We start from the raw sequence: 18,801 nt of genomic DNA on the forward strand, positions 1-18,801 counted from the left end.
GGCCCGGCCTATAGAAAAAGTTTGTAGCGGCTCACCAGTCGATTTCTTCGGGATGACGACCATGTCTCCCATGGATATCGACGTATGTGTGCGCACGCTCACAGTGCCGCTTTTTAGGGCATTCTGGTCACCCCCGGCTTGAGCATTCGGGTCCGTTTCTGTACCATCTCGGTTTCAGAGTTCAGGGTTAACCCTCTCTGACCCCACCCACGCCACCGACGATTGCAGGCTCCCCAGCGGGTTCTGTCCGGTGCCGCGGGCGTGGTTGGACATGAACTCGGAACCCCCATCTAGGAGGAACGCGACAATGCTTTTGCAGACAGTCCGTCCCAACATCGTGCAGGCGATCAGAGCCTACCGGGTCGAGGACTTGATGCAGGCCGCGCAGGACGCCGGCCAACACTTCCTGTACGCCGACCTGTCTCCAGCGGAGACCAAACAGGACGTGCTGGAATTGATTGCCAGCAATTTCCTGTTCCCGGCCCACTTCGGGAAGAACATGGAAGCGCTGTACGACTGCATGACCAATCTGGTCCACAAGTCGGGCGCGCAGCCAGGTTTCGTCGTGGTGCTGGACCAGTTGCCGGACCATGCGAAATTCGATCGCGAGGCGCGCGAGCAGTTGCTCGACGTCTTCCGCGAGGCGGCCGATTTCTGGTCCGAGCGCAAGGTCTCATTCCGGTGCTTCTATTCTTTTCAGTAGCCCGCTCTCAGGAACAAGGTTCCTGGGAGCGGGCGACCGAAGTGGCCCCCGAAGTGAAGCCGGTGCTCAAGAGCACCAAGGCGAATCCGAATCCGAACTTCGGCATGAACATGCCGATGATGTGCAGCGCCTTCGACACGTCCATGTGGCTCAGCGCCGCCTGACGATGTGACGAACGACTGACCTCCGGGTTCGACGAAAAAGGCCTTCCGGCGACGGAAGGCCTTTTTTGTTTGGCTCAGCCCTGGACCGCGAGCGCCAGCGCGACGAACTCCGCCACCGGGACTTCCTCGGCGCGGCGTTGCAGGTCGAACTCCCCCTGGAAGCCGCGGGCTTCCAGCCACTTGCCGAGCGAATGCCGCAGCAGCTTGCGGCGCTGCGAGAACGCCGACGCGACCAGCTCGCTCAGCAGCGCCTCGTCGATCTTCGCCGGTGCCGTCAGCGGCGTCATGCGCACGATCGCCGAATCGACCCGCGGCGGCGGATCGAAGGCCTCCGGCGGCACGTCGAACAGCGCCTCGACGTCGTAACGCCACTGCAGCATGACGCTCAGTCGGCCGAAGTCCTTGTTGCCCGGCTTGGCGGCCATGCGGTCGACGACTTCCTTCTGCAGCATGAAGGTCTGGTCGACCACGTGGTCCACGAAGCCCAGCAGGTGGAACAGGATGGGCGAGGAGATGTTGTACGGCAGGTTGCCGACGACCTTCAGCTTGCGGCCGCGCTCCGCGGCCAGCGCGGCGAAGTCGACCTTGAGCACGTCGGACTCGATGACCGTCACGTCGCCGCGCTTGCGCATGCGGGCGGCGAGGTCGCGGTCGAGCTCGATGACGGTCAATGGCCGGCTCGACGCCGGCAGGCGCTGCAGCAGCGGCAGCGTCATCGCGCCCAGGCCCGGGCCGATCTCGACCATCGCCTGATCTTCGGCCGGCGCGATCGCGTCGACGATGCCGTCGATGATGGCCTTGTCGGTCAGGAAGTGCTGGCCGAAGCGCTTGCGCGCGACATGTCCCATGAACTCAGTCCCGGCCGGTCAGTCCAGCCACTCTCGCGTCTCGATGAAGGCGCGGGCGCGCATTTCCTTCATCCAGTCGTTGTAGGCGTCGTCGTACTTGCGCTCGCGCAGCGCATTGCGGGCCTGCTCGCGCAGCTGCTTGGTGTCGAGCACCACGTCGCGGCGCTCCATCACCTGGATCAGGTGGATGCCGAAACGCGAGGGCACGGGATCCGAGATGCCGTTGATCGGCAGCGTGTCCATGGCCTGTTCGAACTCGGGGACGAAGCCGCCCGGCGACACCCAGCCGAGGTCGCCGCCTTCCTGCGCGCTGCCGTCTTCCGAGTTGGCGCGGGCCAGTTGCTCGAAGGTGGCGCGCTTGGACTCGATCGCGCGCTTGAACTCCACCAGCCGGCGGGTCGCCTGCTCGGGGCTCAGCTGCTCGGAAGGACGCAGCAGGATGTGGCGCGCGTGGGTCTGCACGACCACGTTGATCGACGCCTTGCCGGTCTGGCGCTCGACCAGCTTCAGCACGTGGAAGCCGGCTTCGGAGCGCAGCGGCTCGGGACGCACCTCGCCGTTCTTCAGGTCCTTGACCGCGTCGACGAAGACGTCGGGCAGCTTGTCCGCGGCGCGCAGGCCGATCTCGCCGCCGCGGTTCTTGTTCGCGTCTTCCGACACCTCGCGCGCGACCTTGGCGAAGTCCTCGCCGGCCTTGATGCGGGCCAGCGCGGCGTCCGCACGCGCCTTGCGCTCGGCGACCACCGTCGGGCCGGCGCCTTCCGGCACCGGCACCAGGATCTGCGCGATGTTCAGCTGCGCGCGGCCCTGCAGCGCCGCCTGGCGCTCTTCCAGGTACTTGTCGATGTCGCCGTCGGTGATGCGGATGCGGCCTTGCACCTCGCGCTCGCGGACGCGCTCGCTCAGCATCTGGTCGCGCAGGTTCTCGCGGAAACGCTTGAAGTCGATGCCCTCGGCGGCCAGGCGCTGGCGCAGCTCGGGCATGGTCAGCTTGTTCTGGGTGGCGACGTTCGCGACGACACGATCCAGCTCCGGCTCGTCCACGCGCGGGCCGTTCTCCCGGGCGTAGGTGACGACGACGCGTTCGTCGACCAGGCTGTCCACCGCCTGCTTGTGCAGCAGCTCGTTGGTGACCGTCTGGCCGCGCTGGCGGGCTTCCTCACGGGCGCGCTCGGTGCGCTGGATCACCTCGGACGCCGCCACGATGTCGGTGTTGACGATGACCGCGATGTAGTCGCCCGGCTTGAGCTGCCGTTGTTCGACGACCGGACGATTGGCCGCCGGCGTCGATGCCGCCGCGGCGGGCGCGGAGGCTGCGGCCGCCGGCGTGGCAGCGGGCGTCGTCTGCGCCATGGCAACCGAGCCGGCCAGGACGGCGGTCAGGGACAGGAAGGTGGCCGCCACCGGCTTGAGATGTCGCATCGAACGCAGTTCAGTCATAAGTGCCAAAAGCCGAGCGCTCGGAGCTCAGCGAACGGTAACCGGGGATATTGTCTCTCAACACCTTCAGCGCATTGGAGCCCAGCGGCGACAGGCCGACCAGCTCCAACTGGAGGATCAGTCGGGTGTTGGTTTCCGCGCGGCCGGTGGCCTGGCGTTCCGCGCCGACGCGCAGGATCCAGCAGCCCGAGTCGTACTCGGCGCCGATCACGGAATCGGTGAAGCGCTTGTCGCGCATCGAGTACTGCAGGCGGCCCGCGCCGTACCAGGCGCCGGCGCAGCCTGCACCGCCGGAGATCGACTTGCGGTCCGGCCCGAACAGCGGCCATTGCCAGGCCAGCTCGACCTGCTCGCTCTGCCCGCGGGCGAGGCGGTAGGACGCGCTGACGGTCCGGAACGGCCCTGGCGAATACCGCAGCCGCAGCACGGTCCGTTCGACCTTGCCGTCGGCGGAGTTCAACTGCAGCGTGCTGTCCGTCCACCAGGCCTGGTTCAAGTGCGCCGAGGCCAGCAGCACCACGTCGGACAGCCGGTGCGTCTGCGGCGTGCCGTCGGGCGTGATCTGCTGGTTGCGGAACAGGTAGCGCTGGACCATGCCCAGGCGCAGTTGCTCCTCGCCGCGCTCGTCCTCGATCCAGCGCGTGGTCGCGCCGAAGGCCAGCATGTTGGCGTCGTTGACGCGGTCGACGCCGGAGAACTGGTTCTCCGCGAAGACCGAATCGAAGTTGTAGTCCCGCGGCGCCGCGTCGAAGTTGGGCATCGCGCTCTGGTCGCGGTACGGCGTGTTGACGTACAGCAGGCGCGGCTCCAGCGTCTGGCGCATCGCATTGCCGAAGAGCGAGGTGTTGCGCTCCAGGATCCAGCCGTGGTCGACGCTGAAGGTCGGGATGGTGCGGCCGATCGAGCGGCGGCCCGTCACGTCGATCGGCTGGTCGAGGTTGTAGCTCGCCGCGTTGATCGACATCTTGGGGATCAGCCACCAGGCCGCGCCGCTGAAGGGCAGGCTGACGTGGCCGAGCATGTGGAGGCGCTCGCCGGTCTGCGTCTGCGAGTCCAGCGCGCCGCCCGGCAGGTCGAAGCGGTTGTATTCGACCTCCAGGCCGCCTTCCAGCCGCGCGCGGCGGCCGGTCGGCAGGTAGCCGGCCAGCACCGACTCGTCGGCGCCGGTCTGCAGCCGCACGCCGATCTGCGGCGAGCGCTGGTACGGCGAGGCGAACCGGTCCTGGGTCTCCGCGACCTGCAGCGGCTGCCATTTCTGGACCCGCGCGTAGGTCTGCATCTCGCCCCAGTTGAAGCTGAAGTCGCGCTGCGTGCGCAGGTCCGTCGAGAGCAGACGCGGCGTCTGCGACAGCATGCGGCTGCGCAGGTCCTTCCAGTAGTCGTCGTCGGAGACGCGCTCGGTGTGGACGTTGTAGGTCCAGTTCGGCATCACGTCGCCGTCGGCGTTCAGCCGCAGGTCCCAGCGCGAGATCCCGGTGACCCGGTCGTGCGGCAGCAGCGCGTAGTCGATCTGGCCGCGGTGGCCCGGCTCCAGGTAGCGGAACTGCGTGTCGACGCCGGGGCCCCGGCGCGTCATCACGAAGGGCGTGATCGTCGCGTCGCGGTTGGGCGCGATGCTCCAGTAGAAGGGCTGGCTGTACTCGACGCCGCTGCGGTTGTCGATGTTGACGTTGGGCGGCAGCAGGCCGGACTTGGGCTGGTCGCCGAGCGGGAAGCTCAGCGACGGCGCCGCCAGGATGGGCACGCCGAGGAAACGCACCACCGCGTTCTTGGCCACGCCCTCGCCGGCGTCGAAGTCCAGGTTCAGGCTGCTGGTGACCAGTTCCCAGTCGCGCTTGCCCTTGCCGCTAGCGGCGTCGGCGGCGTCCTGCTCGCCCTTCTCCGACACCGGGCAGGTCGAGTAGGTCGCCTCGTCGGCGCGCATGCGCTGGTCGCCGAGGAAGTGGATCGCCTTGGCGCTGCCGCTGCCGCCGGTCGCGGCGAAGAAATAGGTGGGGCTCTGGAGCTGGCCTTCGAACTTGTCGACGAAGAGCTCCAGCTTCGGCCCGCGCAGCACGGCGCCGTTCTGGCTGAGCTCGACCTCGCCTTCGGCGGTGGCCAGGTCCTGCGGATAGTCGTAGCGCAGCGACTTCGACTTCAGCAGCATGCCGCCGTAGCGCAGCTGGACGTCGCCCTCGGCGGTGGAGGTCTGGTCCATGTCGCTGGTGATGCGGTCGGCGCTCAGCGCCAGCGCGGGACGGGCGTCCTTGCGCTTGGTCTGGTGCAACTGCTTGACCGACTTGAGGATCAGCGGCTGGCCGGCGGACTCCTGCGCGTGGGCGGACGACGCGGAGAAAGCTGAGAAACCAGGCAACGCGACCGCCAGCGCGGCGGCCAGCGAGATCGGACGGGGACGGGAAACCGGTGGGCGCATCAGGCGGGGCAGCGTCTTGCAGAGGTCAGGCGGCCGCGCGTCGATCGCGCCGCGCTGCCCGGGGTTTGTAGAATCATTATCCACGAGGCTCGCCGGCCGGCAGGACCGCCGGAGCGCCTTGTCACCGACCCCGGGGCCGCTCGCGCAGCGGCCCTTCTGCTTCCTCCGCCGATGACCGCCTCCTCCCCGCACGCTCCGCACGCCTCGCCCCCGCCCTGGCCCGATGCCGACCGCGCCGCCCGATTCCATCGCTGGCTGGCGCCGCTGGTGGCGACGCACGGCCTGCGGGAGGAGACCCTCGCCGCGGCCAGCAGCGACGCGGGCTTCCGCCGCTACCTGCGCATCGCCACCGCGGACGGCGGCACGCTGATCGTCATGGACGACCCTGCGTCGCCCAATCAGGTGGCGAGCTTCGTCAAGGTCGGCGCGCTGATGGCGGACCGGGGCCTGCATGTGCCGAAAATGTTCGCGCACGACGCGGCGCTGGGCTTCGCGCTGATGGAGGACCTCGGCAGCGCGCCTTACCTCGACGCGCTGCTCGCCGCGCAGCGCGCGGGCGACACGGAGGTGCCCCGCGTGATGATGCGCGACGCCACCGCCTCGCTGCTGCGCTGGCAGACCAGCGAGGCGGCCCGCGCCGACGGTGCGCTCCCGCTGTTCGACGAGGCCTTCGTCCACCGCGAGCTGCAGATCTTCGTCGACTGGTGCGTCCAGGCCCACCATGGCAAGACCTGGAACGACAAGCAGCGCGACTACTGGGACCGGACGGTCGCGCTGCTGTCGGCCAACGTCCTGGCGCAGCCGCGCGTGCCGATGCACCGCGACTACATGCCGCGCAACCTGATGGTCTGCCCGACGGCGGCCGGCAGCACCGCCCCCTTCGCCACGCCCGGCATCCTCGATTTCCAGGACGCGGTGATGGGCCCCATCACCTACGACATCGCCTCGCTGATGCGCGACGCGTTCATCTCCTGGGAAGAAGCCGAGGAGCTCGACTGGGCGGTGCGTTACTGGGAAGGCGCCAGGCGCGCCGGCCTGTTCGGCCTGGACCCGAACGGCGAGGACCCGCACGAGATGGCGCTGGACTTCGGCCTGTTCTGGCGCCGCCTCGAATGGACCGTGCTGCAGCGGCAGCTGAAGATCATGGGCATCTTCTGCCGGCTCAAGCACCGCGACGGCAAGCCGCACTACGCGGAAGACCTGCCTCGCTTCTACGCCTACGTCGTGAAGACGGCGACGCGCTACATCGAGCTGTCGCCGCTGCTGCGCCTGATCGAAGATCTGCAGCCGCAGTACACGCAGGTCGGGTTCAGCCTGCGCTGAAGCGACGATGCGGGCGCGACCGCGCGTCGCGCCGGATCAGTCTCCCTCGGCCGGCGTGGCGGCGGCCTTCGCCGCTTGCGCCGCCTGCGCGGCCAGGAACTCCTGCGCTGCGCGGTACGACGGGCATCCGGCGGCGGTGAGCCACGGATCCTCGTCCTTCCCGCCGAAGATCTCGACGAGGAAGTCCATGAACGCGCGGGTGCGCGCCGGGACGAACTTGCGGGTGGGCATCGCCGCCCACAGCGCGTAGCTGTAGATGCGCCACTGCGGCAGCACGCGTTCGAGCGCGCCTTCCATCAGCGCGTCGCCGACGACGAAGGACGGCAGCCCGGCCACGCCCAGTCCGTGCAGCGCGCAGGCGTACTTGGTGTCGACCGAGGAGGTCGTCATCACCGGCCGGCTGGGGATCGCGAAGAAACTCTCGGTGGTGAGGCCGTCGGCGCCGCAGCGCTCGAAGGTCACGCCGCGGGTCAGCTCGTGGATGGGCGGCAGCATGACGTCGTGCTGCTTGAGGTCGGAGGGATGCTGCGGCTTGCCGCGCCGTCCGAGGTACTCGGGCGAGGCGCACAGGATCACCTCGGTGCGCGCCAGCTTGCGGGCGATGAAGTCGCCCTGCAGCGGGCTGCGGGTGGAGATGACGGTGATGTCGAAGCTCTCGTCGAGCGTGTCCACGGGGCCGGGCGCGACCAGCTCGACGCTGACCAGCGGGTACATGGCGTGGAAGCGCGCCATGTGCCGCGCCAGCTGATGGATCGCGATGGCCGGGGGGATCAGCACGCGCAGCGTGCCGCGCGGCTCGTTGGTCGCGGCGGAGGCCAGCGCCTCCGCCTCCTCGATGTCGCTGAGGATGCGGCGGCAGCGTTCGAGGTAGCCCTCGCCGACGTCGGTCAGCGACAGCCGACGCGTCGTGCGGTTGAGCAGCCGCGCGCCGAGGTGCTCCTCCAGATCCGCGACCAGCCGCGTGACCACGGCGGGTGCCAGGTCCATGGCCCGCGCGGCAGCGGCGAGGCTGCCCTCGTCGATCACGCGGGTGAAGACCCGCATCGCCTTGACCTGATCCATCCCGTCTCCTCCGGGCGGACGCCGCGTCGCCGCGGGCCGCCTCTCTGTGCGTCGATCAGCGGACCATGGCGACCCGATGGCCGCCGACCGGGTCCGCGGCGGTCAGGGGTGCGCGGCGATCACCTGCGCCACCGCGGCGGTCAGGCGCTTGCCGTAGGGCACATGCAGGAACTCGTTGGGGCCGTGGGCGTTGCTCTTGGGGCCTAGCACGCCGCAGACCATCATCTGCGCGGCGGGGAAGCCCTTCTGCAGCATGCTCATCAGCGGGATGGTGCCGCCCTGGCCGATGTAGCCGACCGGCTGGCCGAAGTGGGCCTGGCTGGCGTCGTCCAGCACCTGGCTCAGCCACGGCGACAGCTCCGGCGTGTTCCAGCCGGTGGCGCCGTAGGCGCCGGCGCGACCGTCCGGCACGAAGCTGACCTTGGCGTTGTACGGCGCGTTGTCTTCCAGCAGCGCCTTGAGCTTGAGCGCGGCCTCGTTGCCGTCGATCAGCGGCGGCAGGCGCAGCGACAGCTTGAACGCGGTGTACGGGCGCAGCACGTTGCCGGCGCTCTTCAGTTCGGGGAAGCCGTCCACGCCGGTGACCGACAGCGTCGGCCGCCAGGTGCGGTTGAGCAGCACCTCGACCGGGTCGGAGGTCACCGGCAGCACCGGCGCGCCGTCCGCGCCGCAGGCCCAGGGCAGGCGCTTGTAGACCTCTTCCTTCAGGATCGCGGCGGTCGCCTGCGCCTGCTCGAAGCGCACGCCGGGGATGTCGCAATGGAAGGACTCGGGCAGCAGGCGGCCGGTCTTGGAATCTTCGAGCCGGTCCAGCACCTGGCGCAGGATGCGGAAGGACGAGGGCACCACGCCCGACGCGTCGCCGGAGTGGATGCCTTCGGTCAGCACCTCGACCTTCAGCACGCCCGAGACCATGCCGCGCAGCGAGGTGGTCATCCAGAGGCGGTCGTAGTCGCCGGCGCCGGAGTCCAGGCAGACCACCAGCGACACGTTGCCCAGGCGCGGGCGGAGCAGGTCGATGTAGGCCGGCAGGTCGTAGGAGCCCGACTCCTCGCAGGCCTCGATCAGGCCGACGCAGCGCGGGCGGGGGATGCCCTGCTGGTCCAGCGCCAGCAGCGCGGTGATGGAGGCGTAGATCGCGTAGCCGTCGTCGGCGCCGCCGCGGCCGTAGAGCTTGCCGTCCTCGTACTTCGGCGTCCACGGGCCGAGGTCGGCGCGCCAGCCGTTGAACTCGGGCTGCTTGTCCAGATGGCCGTAGAGGACGACCGTGTCGGTGCTCTCCGGCTTGGTCGACGGCAGCTCGAAGAAGATGACCGGCGTGCGGCCGTCCTGGCGGATGACCTCCAGCTTCAGGCCGGGGATCTTCTTGCTCTCCACCCACTGGGCGGCGTCGCGCACGACGCGCTCGATGTAGCCGTTGGCCTGCCAGTCGGCGTCGAACATCGGGCTCTTGGCGGGAATGGCGATGTAGTCGGTCAGCGCGGGGACGATCTCCTGGTCCCAGACCTTCTCGGCGAAGGCGCCCAGGGCGCTGATTTCATCGGTCTGCAGCGGCAACGACGGATCACGTGCGTTCATGTGGATCTCCTGCGCGGCCGGTGGGCCGCCTTGGCTGGGTCCGGGGTCGCGTGGGGCGGCCGGTCCGGGCGGAACGTGGGGAAAGAGAGTTGATCGGCTGATTCTAGGAGCGTGTGCCCAGCCAGGCGCGCAGGCGGGCGAAGACCTGTTCGCGCTCAGGTTCGTTGAAGATCTCGTGCGACAGGCCCGGGAAGGGCACGGCCTGCACCGCCCCGCCTGCCGCGGAGCCTGCGGCGGCGGCGAAGGCCGCGCTGCCGGCGGGCGCGACGCAGCGGTCGGCGCCGGCCCACATCAGCAGCGTCGGCGTGGTCCAGCGCGGCACCAGCGGCAGCGTCTCGGCGCCGAAGCGGGCGATCATCTTCGCGAGTGTCGGGGTGATGCGGTTGTGGACCAGCGGATCGTCCTTGTAGGCCTGGACCACGTCCGGGCTGCGCGAGATCCAGGACGGGTCGAGCCCGTTGCCCACGGCCAGGTGCGGCACCAGCGGCAGCGTCGCGCCGAGCAGCCCGCGCTGGAGGGCGGACAGCCCCGGATCGAGCGCCGGGGAGCTCAGCACCAGGCCGTCGACCGGCCGCGACCAGGGGGCGTTCTCCAGCGCGCCGGCGACGAAGCGGGCGACGACGGCGCCGCCCATCGAGTGCCCGAGCAGAATCAGCGGTCCCCGCCCCTTGCGGTCGTCGGCGCGCAGGCAGTCGATGGTGGCGGCGAGGTCCAGCAGCAGGCTGTCGTGTTTCGGGATGTCGCCGCGCGGGCCGCCGGAGGCGCCGTGCCCGCGCTGGTCGAAGCCGGCGACATGCCAGCCCCAGTCGTTCAGACGCCCGGCGACGGCTTCATAGCGGCCGATGTGTTCGCCCAGGCCGTGGACGATCAGCACGGTGCCGCGGGTGGGGAGCGACAGGTCGGCGCCCCATTCCCGCCAGTGCAGCGGGAGGCCGTCATGGCCGGTGAGAGTCTTCATGGGGTCGGAGTGTAGGATCGACCGCGACCTCCACCTGTTGTGGACGCCCCCCACGTTTCGACCCTACGTTGCGAAGACGATGACGCCCGCCCTGCTCGAGTCCTTCCCGCCCTTCAACCCGGAAGTCCGGCTCCAGCCGCCGGCGATCGAGCGCTGGCGGCGGGGCACGGGGACCGATGTCGAGTTCGTGCATGTGCTGGAGTCCGGCCGGCCGGGTCCTACGGCGATGGTGGTCGCGCTGACGCACGGCAACGAGCTGTGCGGCGCGATCGCGCTGGACACGCTCCTGCGCGAGGACGTGAAGCCCCTGCGCGGTCGGTTGATCCTGGCCTTCGCCAACGTCGAGGCCTTCGGGCGCTTCAATGCGCTTGAACCCTTTGCGTCCCGTTGCGTCGACGAGGACATGAACCGGATCTGGGACGACGCGGTGCTGCGCGGCACGCGCGACTCGGTGGAACTGCGGCGGGCGCGCGAGCTGGCGCCCTTCGTCGACGCGGCGGACGTGCTGCTGGACCTGCACTCGATGCAGGAAGCGGGCGCGCCGGCGCTGACGATCTGCGGCATGACGGACAAGAGCGTGCCGCTCGCCAAGGCCCTGGGGCAGCCCGAGACCCTGCTGGTCGACACCGGCCATGCAGCAGGCCTGCGGCTCATCGATCGCGGCGGTTTCGCCGATCCGCGCAGCGAGCGGCAGGCGGTGCTGGTCGAATGCGGCTCGCACTGGGAGCCCGCGAGCGCGGACATGGCGCTGGACGTGACGTTGCGATTCCTGCGCCACCTGGAGATGGTCGACGCGGCGTGGGCGGATGCCCAGCTGCGCGTGCCGGCACCTGAACGGCAGCGGCTCGTGCGCGTCGGCGAGGGCGTGACGGCGGTGACGCCGGAGTTCCGCTTCCTCGTGCCCACGCACCACCTGAAGGTGATCCCGCACGCCGGCACGCCGCTGGCCCAGGACGGCGATCGACGATGGGTCACGCCGCACGACGAGTGCGTGTTGATCATGCCGTCGCGCCGCGCCGGTCTGAGCGGACAGACGATGGTGAGGCTGGGACGCTACGAGGATTGAACGCCACGCGCAGCCCGCGCCGCGGGTCGCCGACGCTCAATCCCGATCGAACTTGAACACCGCCATGCTCGCCATCAGGTTCGGCATCACGCGGACCTGACGGCCTCCCTGCACGCCGAAGCTGTCCAGCACCCGCAGCCCGCACTTGCGCGCCAGGATCTGGAAGTCGGCGTAGGTGCCGACGCGGATGTTGGGCGTGTCGTACCACTGGTACGGCAGCACGCGCGTCACCGGCATGCGGCCCGACAGGACCTGCAGGCGGTTGGGCCAATGCGCGAAGTTGGGGAAGCTCACGACGCCCATGCGGCCGACGCGCGCGGTCTCGCGCAGCATCGCCTCGGTGTTGCGCAGGTTCTGCAGCGTCTCCAGCTGCAGCACGACGTCGAAGCTCTGGTCCTCGAAGATCGCCAGACCCTCTTCGAGGTTGAGCTGGATCACGTTCACACCGCGCTGCGCGCAGGCGAGCACGTTCGCATCGTCCAGCTCGACGCCGTAACCGGTGCAGCCCTTCGTCGCCTGCAGGTGCGCCAGCAGCTCGCCGGTGCCGCAGCCCAGGTCGAGCACGCGCGAGCCGGTCGGGACCAGCTCGGCAATCATGTCCATCACGGCCCGATCGCTCATACCGACACTCCCTGCAGACGATGGGAGACCGGCGCGGACGCACCACCCGGCATCGGCTTCTCGTGCTCCTTCGCGATGCGGTCGAAGTAGGCGCGCAGCACGCCGTGATACCGCGGGTCCTCGAGCAGGAAGGCGTCGTGGCCGTGCGGCGCATCGATCTCGGCGTAGGACACGTCGCGCTTGTTGTCGAGCAGCGCCTTCACGATCTCGCGCGAGCGCGCCGGCGAGAAGCGCCAATCGGTCGTGAAGCTCACCACCAGGAACTTGCACAGCGCGCTGGCGAAGGTGCGGCTCAGGTCGCCGCCGTGCTCGCGCGCCGGGTCGAAGTAGTCCAGCGCCCGCGTGATCAGCAGGTAGGTGTTGGCGTCGAAGTACTCGCTGAACTTGTCGCCCTGGTAGCGCAGGTAGCTCTCGATCTGGAACTCGATGTCCGAGGTCGAATACCCCAGCTCCGCCGAGCGCATCTGGCGGCCGAACTTCTCCTCCATCACGTCGTCGCTCAGGTAGGTGATGTGGCCGATCATGCGCGCCACCCGCAGGCCGCGGCGCGGCACCACGCCGTGCTCGTAGAAGAAGCCGTCGTGGAATTCCGGGTCGGTGATGATCGCCCGCCGGGCGACCTCGTTGAACGCGATGTTCTGCGCCGACAGGTTGGGCGCGGTCGCCACCGCGATGCAGTGGCGCATGCGCTCCGGATACCGCAGTGACCAGTCCAGCGCCTGCATGCCGCCCAGCGAGCCGCCCAGCACCGCCGCCAGCTTCTGGATGCCGAAGCGGTCCAGCACGCGCGCCTGCGCGTCGACCCAGTCCTGCACCGTGACGACGGGGAAGTCTTTCCCGTACACACGGCCGGTCTCCGGGTTCAGATGCATCGGCCCCGTCGAGCCGAAGCACGAGCCCAGGTTGTTGATGCCGATGACGAAGAAGCGGTCCGTGTCCAGCGGCTTGCCGGGACCGATCAGGTTGTCCCACCAGCCTTCGCTCTTGTCGATGCCGGCATGCGTGCCGGCCACATGGTGGCTCGCGTTCAGCGCGTGGCAGACGAGGACCGCGTTGGACTTGTCCTCGTTGAGCCGGCCGTAGGTCTCGACCATCAACTCGTACCCGCCGATCCGGGCGCCGCTGCGCAGGTTCAGCGGCTCGTCGAACAACAAGCGCTGCGGTGTGACGTCACCGACAGATCCCATGGAACACCCCAAAAAACAAAACCCGGCGCCGCTGCTTGAAGCGGAACACCGGGTCTCGATCCGTGGATCGGGTGTCCCTCTTTAGCTGCATTTCTTGGGCGCCCGCAAGCCGGACAAATCGGCGCCATCGGGGGGAAGTATAGCTACGGCGCGGTGCAGAGGCAGTGGACGATCGCCCGCACCGGCGGCTTGGCGCCCGCCGGCCCCGCCTCGGCCTGTTCGGCCAGCCAGGTGATGTCGACCTGCGCTTCGCGCAAGGGCGCCGGCACCGCCGGAATGCCGCCCAGCGCGTGCATCACCATGCCGCGCAGCGACGGCGCCGCCGCGTCGCCCATGCTGGTCAGCAGACGATCGACCGTGCTGCGGTCGGGTTCGACGTAACGCACCGTCGGATCGTCGCCGAGCTTGGCGCGCTTGGCGGCACTGGCGATCGCGTCGGCCAGCAGGCCGTTGCGGTCGACCAGCCCGCGTTCCAGCGCCTGCGAGCCGGTCCACACGCGGCCCTGGCCGACGGCGTCGATCTGCTGCGGGGACTTCTTGCGCGCCTGCGCCGCCTTGCCGGTGAAGTCGGCGTAGATGTGCTCGATGGACGACTGCACCACCTGCGCCATGCGCGGATCCAGCGGACGCCGCGGGTCATAGCCGTTGGCCAGCCAGGTCGTCGCGTAGCCGCCGGTGTGGATGGACAGCTTGTCCAGCAGCTTCTCGCCGGTGGGCAGCATGCCGAACACGCCGATCGAGCCGGTGATCGTCGACGCGTCGGCGATCACCTCGTCGGACGACATCGAGATCCAGTACCCGCCCGACGCCGCCACGCCGCCCATGGACACGACGACGGGCTTGCCGACCGCGCGCGTCAGTTCCAGCTCGCGTCTGACCAGCTCGGAGGCAAAGGCGCTGCCTCCCGGCGAATTCACGCGCAGCACGACGGCCTTGATCTTGTCGTCCTCGCGCGCCTGACGGATCAGCTTGGACATCGACTCACCGCCGATCTTGCCCGGCCCGGCGCTGCCGTCGACGATCTCGCCTTCGGCCACGATCACACCGACCTGCCCTTCGGGCTTGGGCAGCTTGGGCGGCAATTGCGCGACATAGGCGCCCAGGTTGATCTGGCGCAGGCGCTTCTCGTCCTTGGCGCCGCGCTTCTCGAGCAGCGCCTCGACCTCGTCCTCGGTCTTCAGGCCGTCGACCAGCTTCTCGGCCAGCACGAACTTGCCGGGATCGCCGCCCACGGCCTTCAGGCGCTGCGGCAGCTCGTCGATCGCGCGCTGGATGGATCCCTTGGGCAGCTTGCGCGCGGTCTCGACGCCGGTCTGGTAACGGGCCCACAGCTCGTCGTACAGATAGGCGTCGGCTTCCATCGTCGCAGGCGACGGGCCGTTGGCGAAGTAGGGCTCGACGGCGTTCTTGTAGGTCCCCACGCGCAGCACGTTGGGCGAGATGCCCACGCGGTCCAGCGCGTCCTTGTAGTAGTTGCGGTAGCGGCCGTAGCCTTCGATCATCACGCCGCCCATCGGGTGGACGTAGACCTCGGTGGCCTGCGCCGCGAGGTAGTACGAGCGCTGGTCGAAGGCCAGTCCGGCGGCGACCACCGGCTTCTTGCTGGCCTTGAAGCGGGTCAGCGCGGCTTCGATCTCATGGAGCGCGGCCGGCGTGGCGCCGCCGAACTGGTCCAGGTTGAGCACGACCTGCACGATGTGGTCGTCCTTGGCCGCCGCGTCCAGCGCGCGCAGGATGTCGCGCAGCCGCGTCTGGGCCCGCGCCTCGCCCTTGATCTGCGCGATCGCCTGATCGCGCGGCGAGCCGGAGAACTGCTCGACGACATCCCCGCGGATGTCCAGCACCAGCGTCGTCTTGTCCTGCAAGGGCTTGCCGCCGTGCACCGCCGCCCAGATCAGGGCGATCAGGATCACCCAGAACAGGAGCGTGAACACCACGCGCCGCGTGCCGTTCAGGAACCACCACACGCCACCGAAGAAGCGCCCGACCGGCGCCAACACCCGCTTCACACCCATCCAATCCTCCCGGGATCCGTCAATGGAATATCAGGACGGCGGCGATCGGGACCGATCCCCGCCGGACCGGACGATTGTGAGCCCAGTTGGAAATGTCGGCGGGAAGTCAGCCGGACAGCCGCCGGGAAATCGCTCTTCAGGGGGAGAAGGTGTCTGACGCGCGCCAATGGCGCGGACCGCGCCGGATCAGGCGCTCGCGGGCGGCACCGTGTCCTGGAAGCTCTGACGCGTCATGAGCTTGTCGAAGTGCTTCGCGAGGTTGGGATGCGCGGCGCGCCAGTCGATCTCGGCGAAACGGAAGTCCAGGTAGCCCAGCGCGCAGCCCAGCGCGATGTCGGCCAGCGTGAAGTGGTTGCCGGAGCACCAGTTCTTCTCGCCCAGCCCGTTGGCCATCGCCTGCAGCGAGGCCAGGACCTTGTTCATCTGCCGTTCCACCCAGGCCTCGCTGCGCTCGGCCGGGGCGCGGCCGGACCAGGTGTGCTCCAGGCGTGCGGCGACGCAGGCGTCGATCAGCCCGTCGGCCAGCGCTTCCCAGGTGCGCACCTCGCAGCGTTCGCGACCGCGCTCGGGGATCAGGCGGCCCACCGGCGACAGCGTGTCCACGTACTCGACGATGACGCGCGAATCGAACACCGCGCCGGTGATCGAATCCTGCCCCTCCATCACCAGGCACGGCACCTTGCCGAGCGGGTTGATCTTGAGGATGTTGTCGCTGCCCCAGACGTCTTCCAGCTCGAACTGGTAGTCGAGCTTCTTTTCCGCCATGACGATGCGGACCTTGCGGACGTAGGGGCTGGGGAGGGATCCGATGAGCTTCATGGTGTCGGAGGATTCTAGCGAGTCGACTTTGGAGACTGACTCCCGGACGCGACAGTGGCGCGGCCCTCATTTGGGTGTATTGCCGTCCCTTGGGCCGGTGACGCACACTCCCGCCCGCCCCGCCTGAATGCGGGGTCGCGGTCGAGGGGCCGACGAAGGCGCATCAGGCAAGCGGTGCGCCCATGAGACGGACCGGCTCCCCAGGAGACCGGCCACAAGAACGACAAGACAGCATCAGAGAGAGGGAATCCATGCCGCAGCACGAGGAGGGGGCGACGACCGTCGGTTTGACCGGATGGCCGTTGTCGGAGTACCGCAAGCGCAAGCTCGAGATCCAGTTCACCGGATCGGGCAGCGAATACTTCCGGATCTGGATCGTCAACCTGCTGTTGACGATCGTCACGGCCAGCCTGTACTGGCCGTTCGCGAAGGCGCGGCGCATCCGCTACTTCTACGCCAACACGCTGATCGACGGCCACGCGCTGTCCTTCCACGGCGATCCGTGGAAGATGTTCCGCGGCCACCTGCTGCTGGTGGTGCTGATGGGCACGTACTCGGCGGCGGGCCATTTCTCGCCGCTGGCGGGGCTGGTGGCCTTCGGCGTGATGGCCGCGATCTGGCCGGCGCTGTGGCGCGCGGGCATGCAGTTCCGGCTGGGCAACACCGGCTGGCGCGGGCTGAGATTCGGATTCGTCGGCACGCTCAAGGGCGCCTACCTGCCGGTGCTGCCGATCTGGGTGATGTCGGGCATCGTCCTCGCCGCCCAGGCGATCGCGGGTCGCGCCGACCTGTCCGCCAACGGCAAACCCCAGTTCGGCGCCGTCGAGTGGCTGGTCATCGCCGCGACGCTGCTGATGGCGCTGGCCGCGCCGTGGGTCATGACCGGGATCAAGCGCTACCAGCACAACGGCTACCGCATCGCGGCCCAGCAGGGTGAGCTGAACCTCACCGCGGGCAGCGTGTACTGGCTGTGCCTCAAGGGCGCGGGCATCGGCCTGCTCGTGGTCCTGGGCGGCACGATCGTGACGATGCTGATGTCGGGCATCAGCGTCTTCCTGGGCAAGTCCCAGGTGGCCCTGATGGTCTCGATGTTCGTGTCGATGGGCCTGATCTACCTGCTGATCTTCACCGTGGTGGGCTCGTTCTTCACTGCGCGATTCCAGAACCTGCTCTGGAACCGAACCACGACCGACGACCTGTCGTTCACCAGCCAGCTGCGCTTCGCCGCGCTGGCCAAGCTCACGCTGAAGAACTGGCTGCTGACGGCGGTGACGCTCGGCCTGTACCGGCCGTTCGCCGCGGTGAACACCGCGCGACTGCGCCTGGAGGCCGTGAGCCTGACGATGGACGGCGATCCGGAGACCTGGGTGGCCGGTCAGGAGAGCGCGTCGCAGGACGCCGCGGGCGACCTCGCCGGCGACTTCTTCGGCATCGACATGGGCCTGTGATGGCGGACGGACCGGCGACGCTGCAGGCGGACTGGTTCGACGGCCGCAGCGCCCGCGCGCGGCCGGTCCGGCTCTGGCTGGAGCGCGAGCAGCTGGTCGTCCACGACCAGGACCTCGCGGGCGTCGAGCGCCGCTATCCGATCCGTCAGGTGCAATGGCCGGAGCGCACGCGCCACGGCCAACGCCAGGCGCAGCTGCCCGACGGCGGCGTGCTGATGTCCCGCGACGCCGCGGATTGGGATGAGTGGGCGGACGCCTCGACGCAAGGGCGCGGGCTCGGCGGCGGGCTCGCGGTGCGTTGGTTCTCCAGCTGGAAGCATTCGGTCGTCGCGCTGGCGGTGGTCGTGGCCGTCGGCGGCGCGACCTGGCACTGGGGCGTGCCTGCGGCGGCGGACGTGATCGCGCGGCACCTGCCCGCATCGATCGAGCAGTCGATCGGCGACGGCGCGATGGAACAGATCGACAGCCTGCTGCTCAAGCCGAGCCAGGTTCCGGCGCACGAACAAGCGCAATGGCGCGAGCGCTTCGCCGCGATGGTCGCGAGCCAGCCGGGCGAAGCGACGACGTACGAACTGCACTTCCGCGACGCGAGCCAGCGCCTCGGCCCGAACGCGTTCGCGCTGCCGGGCGGGCACATCGTCGTCACCGACGAGCTGCTCAAGCTGCTGGGCGACGAACCCGACGCGGTACTCGGCGTGCTGGCGCATGAGCTGGGCCATGTGCGCGAGCAGCACGGCCTGCGGCTCACGATGCGGGCCAGCCTGATGGGCGGCCTGCTCGGCTTCGCGATCGGCGACTTCTCGAGCCTGCTCGCGGGCGCGCCGGCGGTGCTGATGCAGGCGAGCTACTCGCGCGACTTCGAACGCGCGGCCGACGCGCAGGCCAAGCGGCTGCTCATCGACAGCGGCCGCTCGCCGCGGGCGATGCTGGTGCTGTTCGAGCGCATCGGCGACTGGCGATCGAAGCGCTCCGCGCAGACGCGTACCGAGCGCGCTTCTGAGCCGAAGAGCCTCGGCCGCGATGTCGGTGAGAAGGCCAAGGCGGGCGCCGACGCGCTGCTGCGCATCGCCTTCAACTCGCATCCGGCGGACGAGGAGCGGATGCGGTTCTTCGAACGCTGAGGAGCGTTGATGCCCGTCGGCGGGCGCTCCTACAC

The 18,801-nt window shown here is 69.2% G+C and carries 16 protein-coding genes; 6 read left to right on the forward strand and 10 right to left on the reverse strand.

Going from position 1 to position 18,801, the window contains the following annotated elements; genetic code table 11:
• Positions 1–307 precede the first annotated feature (307 nt).
• Together ACQZ13_RS27590 and ACQZ13_RS27595 are read left to right on the forward strand one after the other, a co-directional pair.
• Positions 308–703 carry a barstar family protein gene (locus tag ACQZ13_RS27590; protein WP_431049017.1) on the forward strand — a complete coding sequence of 132 codons (396 nt, stop codon included), beginning with the start codon at positions 308–310 and terminating at the stop codon, positions 701–703.
• Positions 704–744: 41 nt separating this feature from the next.
• The gene (locus ACQZ13_RS27595) at positions 745–867 is read left to right on the forward strand and encodes a hypothetical protein (RefSeq protein ID WP_255362631.1); all 123 of its coding nucleotides are present in this window, start codon (positions 745–747) and stop codon (positions 865–867) included.
• A 74-nt stretch (positions 868–941) separates the two neighbouring features.
• On the opposite strand, the gene rsmA is transcribed toward ACQZ13_RS27595, so the two are convergent.
• Genes rsmA through ACQZ13_RS27610 form a run of 3 tightly spaced genes read right to left on the reverse strand, consistent with a single transcriptional unit; the run spans position 942 to position 5,652 of the window.
• Entirely contained in the window at positions 942–1,715 is a 774-nt protein-coding gene (rsmA, locus tag ACQZ13_RS27600) for a 16S rRNA (adenine(1518)-N(6)/adenine(1519)-N(6))-dimethyltransferase RsmA (protein ID WP_431049018.1), read from the reverse strand.
• Positions 1,716–1,733: 18 nt separating this feature from the next.
• Complete coding sequence (locus ACQZ13_RS27605; protein WP_431049019.1) at positions 1,734–3,137, reverse strand: peptidylprolyl isomerase; 1,404 nt, start codon at positions 3,135–3,137, stop codon at positions 1,734–1,736.
• 10 nt (positions 3,138–3,147) lie between these two features.
• Positions 3,148–5,652: an LPS-assembly protein LptD gene (locus tag ACQZ13_RS27610; protein ID WP_431049020.1), complete on the reverse strand. Its 2,505-nt coding sequence runs from the start codon at positions 5,650–5,652 to the stop codon at positions 3,148–3,150.
• A gap of 87 nt (positions 5,653–5,739) precedes the next feature.
• Here ACQZ13_RS27610 and ACQZ13_RS27615 point away from each other — a divergent pair, with 87 nt between their 5' ends.
• Positions 5,740–6,891 (forward strand): aminoglycoside phosphotransferase family protein, encoded by a 1,152-nt coding sequence (locus ACQZ13_RS27615; protein WP_431049022.1) that lies wholly within the window; start codon positions 5,740–5,742, stop codon positions 6,889–6,891.
• 36 nt (positions 6,892–6,927) lie between these two features.
• Here ACQZ13_RS27615 and ACQZ13_RS27620 read toward each other — a convergent pair whose 3' ends face one another.
• The 3 genes from ACQZ13_RS27620 to ACQZ13_RS27630 all read right to left on the reverse strand — a co-directional run bounded on the left by ACQZ13_RS27620 (position 6,928) and on the right by ACQZ13_RS27630 (position 10,489).
• Positions 6,928–7,953 carry a LysR family transcriptional regulator gene (locus ACQZ13_RS27620; protein WP_431049023.1) on the reverse strand — a complete coding sequence of 342 codons (1,026 nt, stop codon included), beginning with the start codon at positions 7,951–7,953 and terminating at the stop codon, positions 6,928–6,930.
• A gap of 102 nt (positions 7,954–8,055) precedes the next feature.
• The gene (locus ACQZ13_RS27625; RefSeq protein WP_431049024.1) at positions 8,056–9,531 is read right to left on the reverse strand and encodes a M20 family metallopeptidase; all 1,476 of its coding nucleotides are present in this window, start codon (positions 9,529–9,531) and stop codon (positions 8,056–8,058) included.
• A 103-nt stretch (positions 9,532–9,634) separates the two neighbouring features.
• Positions 9,635–10,489, reverse strand: a complete 855-nt coding sequence (locus ACQZ13_RS27630; RefSeq protein ID WP_431049025.1) for a lysophospholipase — start codon at positions 10,487–10,489, stop codon at positions 9,635–9,637.
• Between the two features lie 79 nt (positions 10,490–10,568).
• Between ACQZ13_RS27630 and ACQZ13_RS27635 the strand changes: the two genes are divergently transcribed.
• Positions 10,569–11,555, forward strand: coding sequence for a succinylglutamate desuccinylase (locus tag ACQZ13_RS27635; RefSeq protein WP_431049026.1), 987 nt, complete (start codon positions 10,569–10,571; stop codon positions 11,553–11,555).
• 36 nt (positions 11,556–11,591) lie between these two features.
• On the opposite strand, the gene metW is transcribed toward ACQZ13_RS27635, so the two are convergent.
• From metW to ACQZ13_RS27655, 4 genes are all read right to left on the reverse strand, one after another.
• On the reverse strand, positions 11,592–12,176 hold the full coding sequence (gene metW, locus ACQZ13_RS27640) for a methionine biosynthesis protein MetW (protein ID WP_431049027.1): 585 nt from the start codon (positions 12,174–12,176) through the stop codon (positions 11,592–11,594).
• Positions 12,173–13,363, reverse strand: a complete 1,191-nt coding sequence (gene metX / locus ACQZ13_RS27645) for a homoserine O-succinyltransferase MetX (protein ID WP_431049028.1) — start codon at positions 13,361–13,363, stop codon at positions 12,173–12,175. The genes metW and metX overlap by 4 nt, the downstream gene beginning before the upstream one ends.
• 143 nt (positions 13,364–13,506) lie before the next feature.
• On the reverse strand, positions 13,507–15,372 hold the full coding sequence (gene sppA, locus ACQZ13_RS27650) for a signal peptide peptidase SppA (RefSeq protein ID WP_431049029.1): 1,866 nt from the start codon (positions 15,370–15,372) through the stop codon (positions 13,507–13,509).
• 192 nt (positions 15,373–15,564) lie between these two features.
• A complete protein-coding gene (locus ACQZ13_RS27655; protein ID WP_431049030.1) occupies positions 15,565–16,197 on the reverse strand; it encodes a glutathione S-transferase family protein in 633 nt (210 codons plus the stop codon).
• A gap of 251 nt (positions 16,198–16,448) precedes the next feature.
• Here ACQZ13_RS27655 and ACQZ13_RS27660 point away from each other — a divergent pair, with 251 nt between their 5' ends.
• Positions 16,449–17,645: a YjgN family protein gene (locus ACQZ13_RS27660; RefSeq protein WP_431049031.1), complete on the forward strand. Its 1,197-nt coding sequence runs from the start codon at positions 16,449–16,451 to the stop codon at positions 17,643–17,645.
• Entirely contained in the window at positions 17,645–18,766 is a 1,122-nt protein-coding gene (locus tag ACQZ13_RS27665) for a M48 family metallopeptidase (RefSeq protein ID WP_431049032.1), read from the forward strand. Before ACQZ13_RS27660 ends, ACQZ13_RS27665 begins: the two co-directional genes overlap by 1 nt.
• Positions 18,767–18,801: the final 35 nt, after the last annotated feature.

The organism is Roseateles sp. L2-2 (assembly GCF_050613215.1).
GTDB lineage: Bacteria > Pseudomonadota > Gammaproteobacteria > Burkholderiales > Burkholderiaceae_C > Roseateles > Roseateles noduli.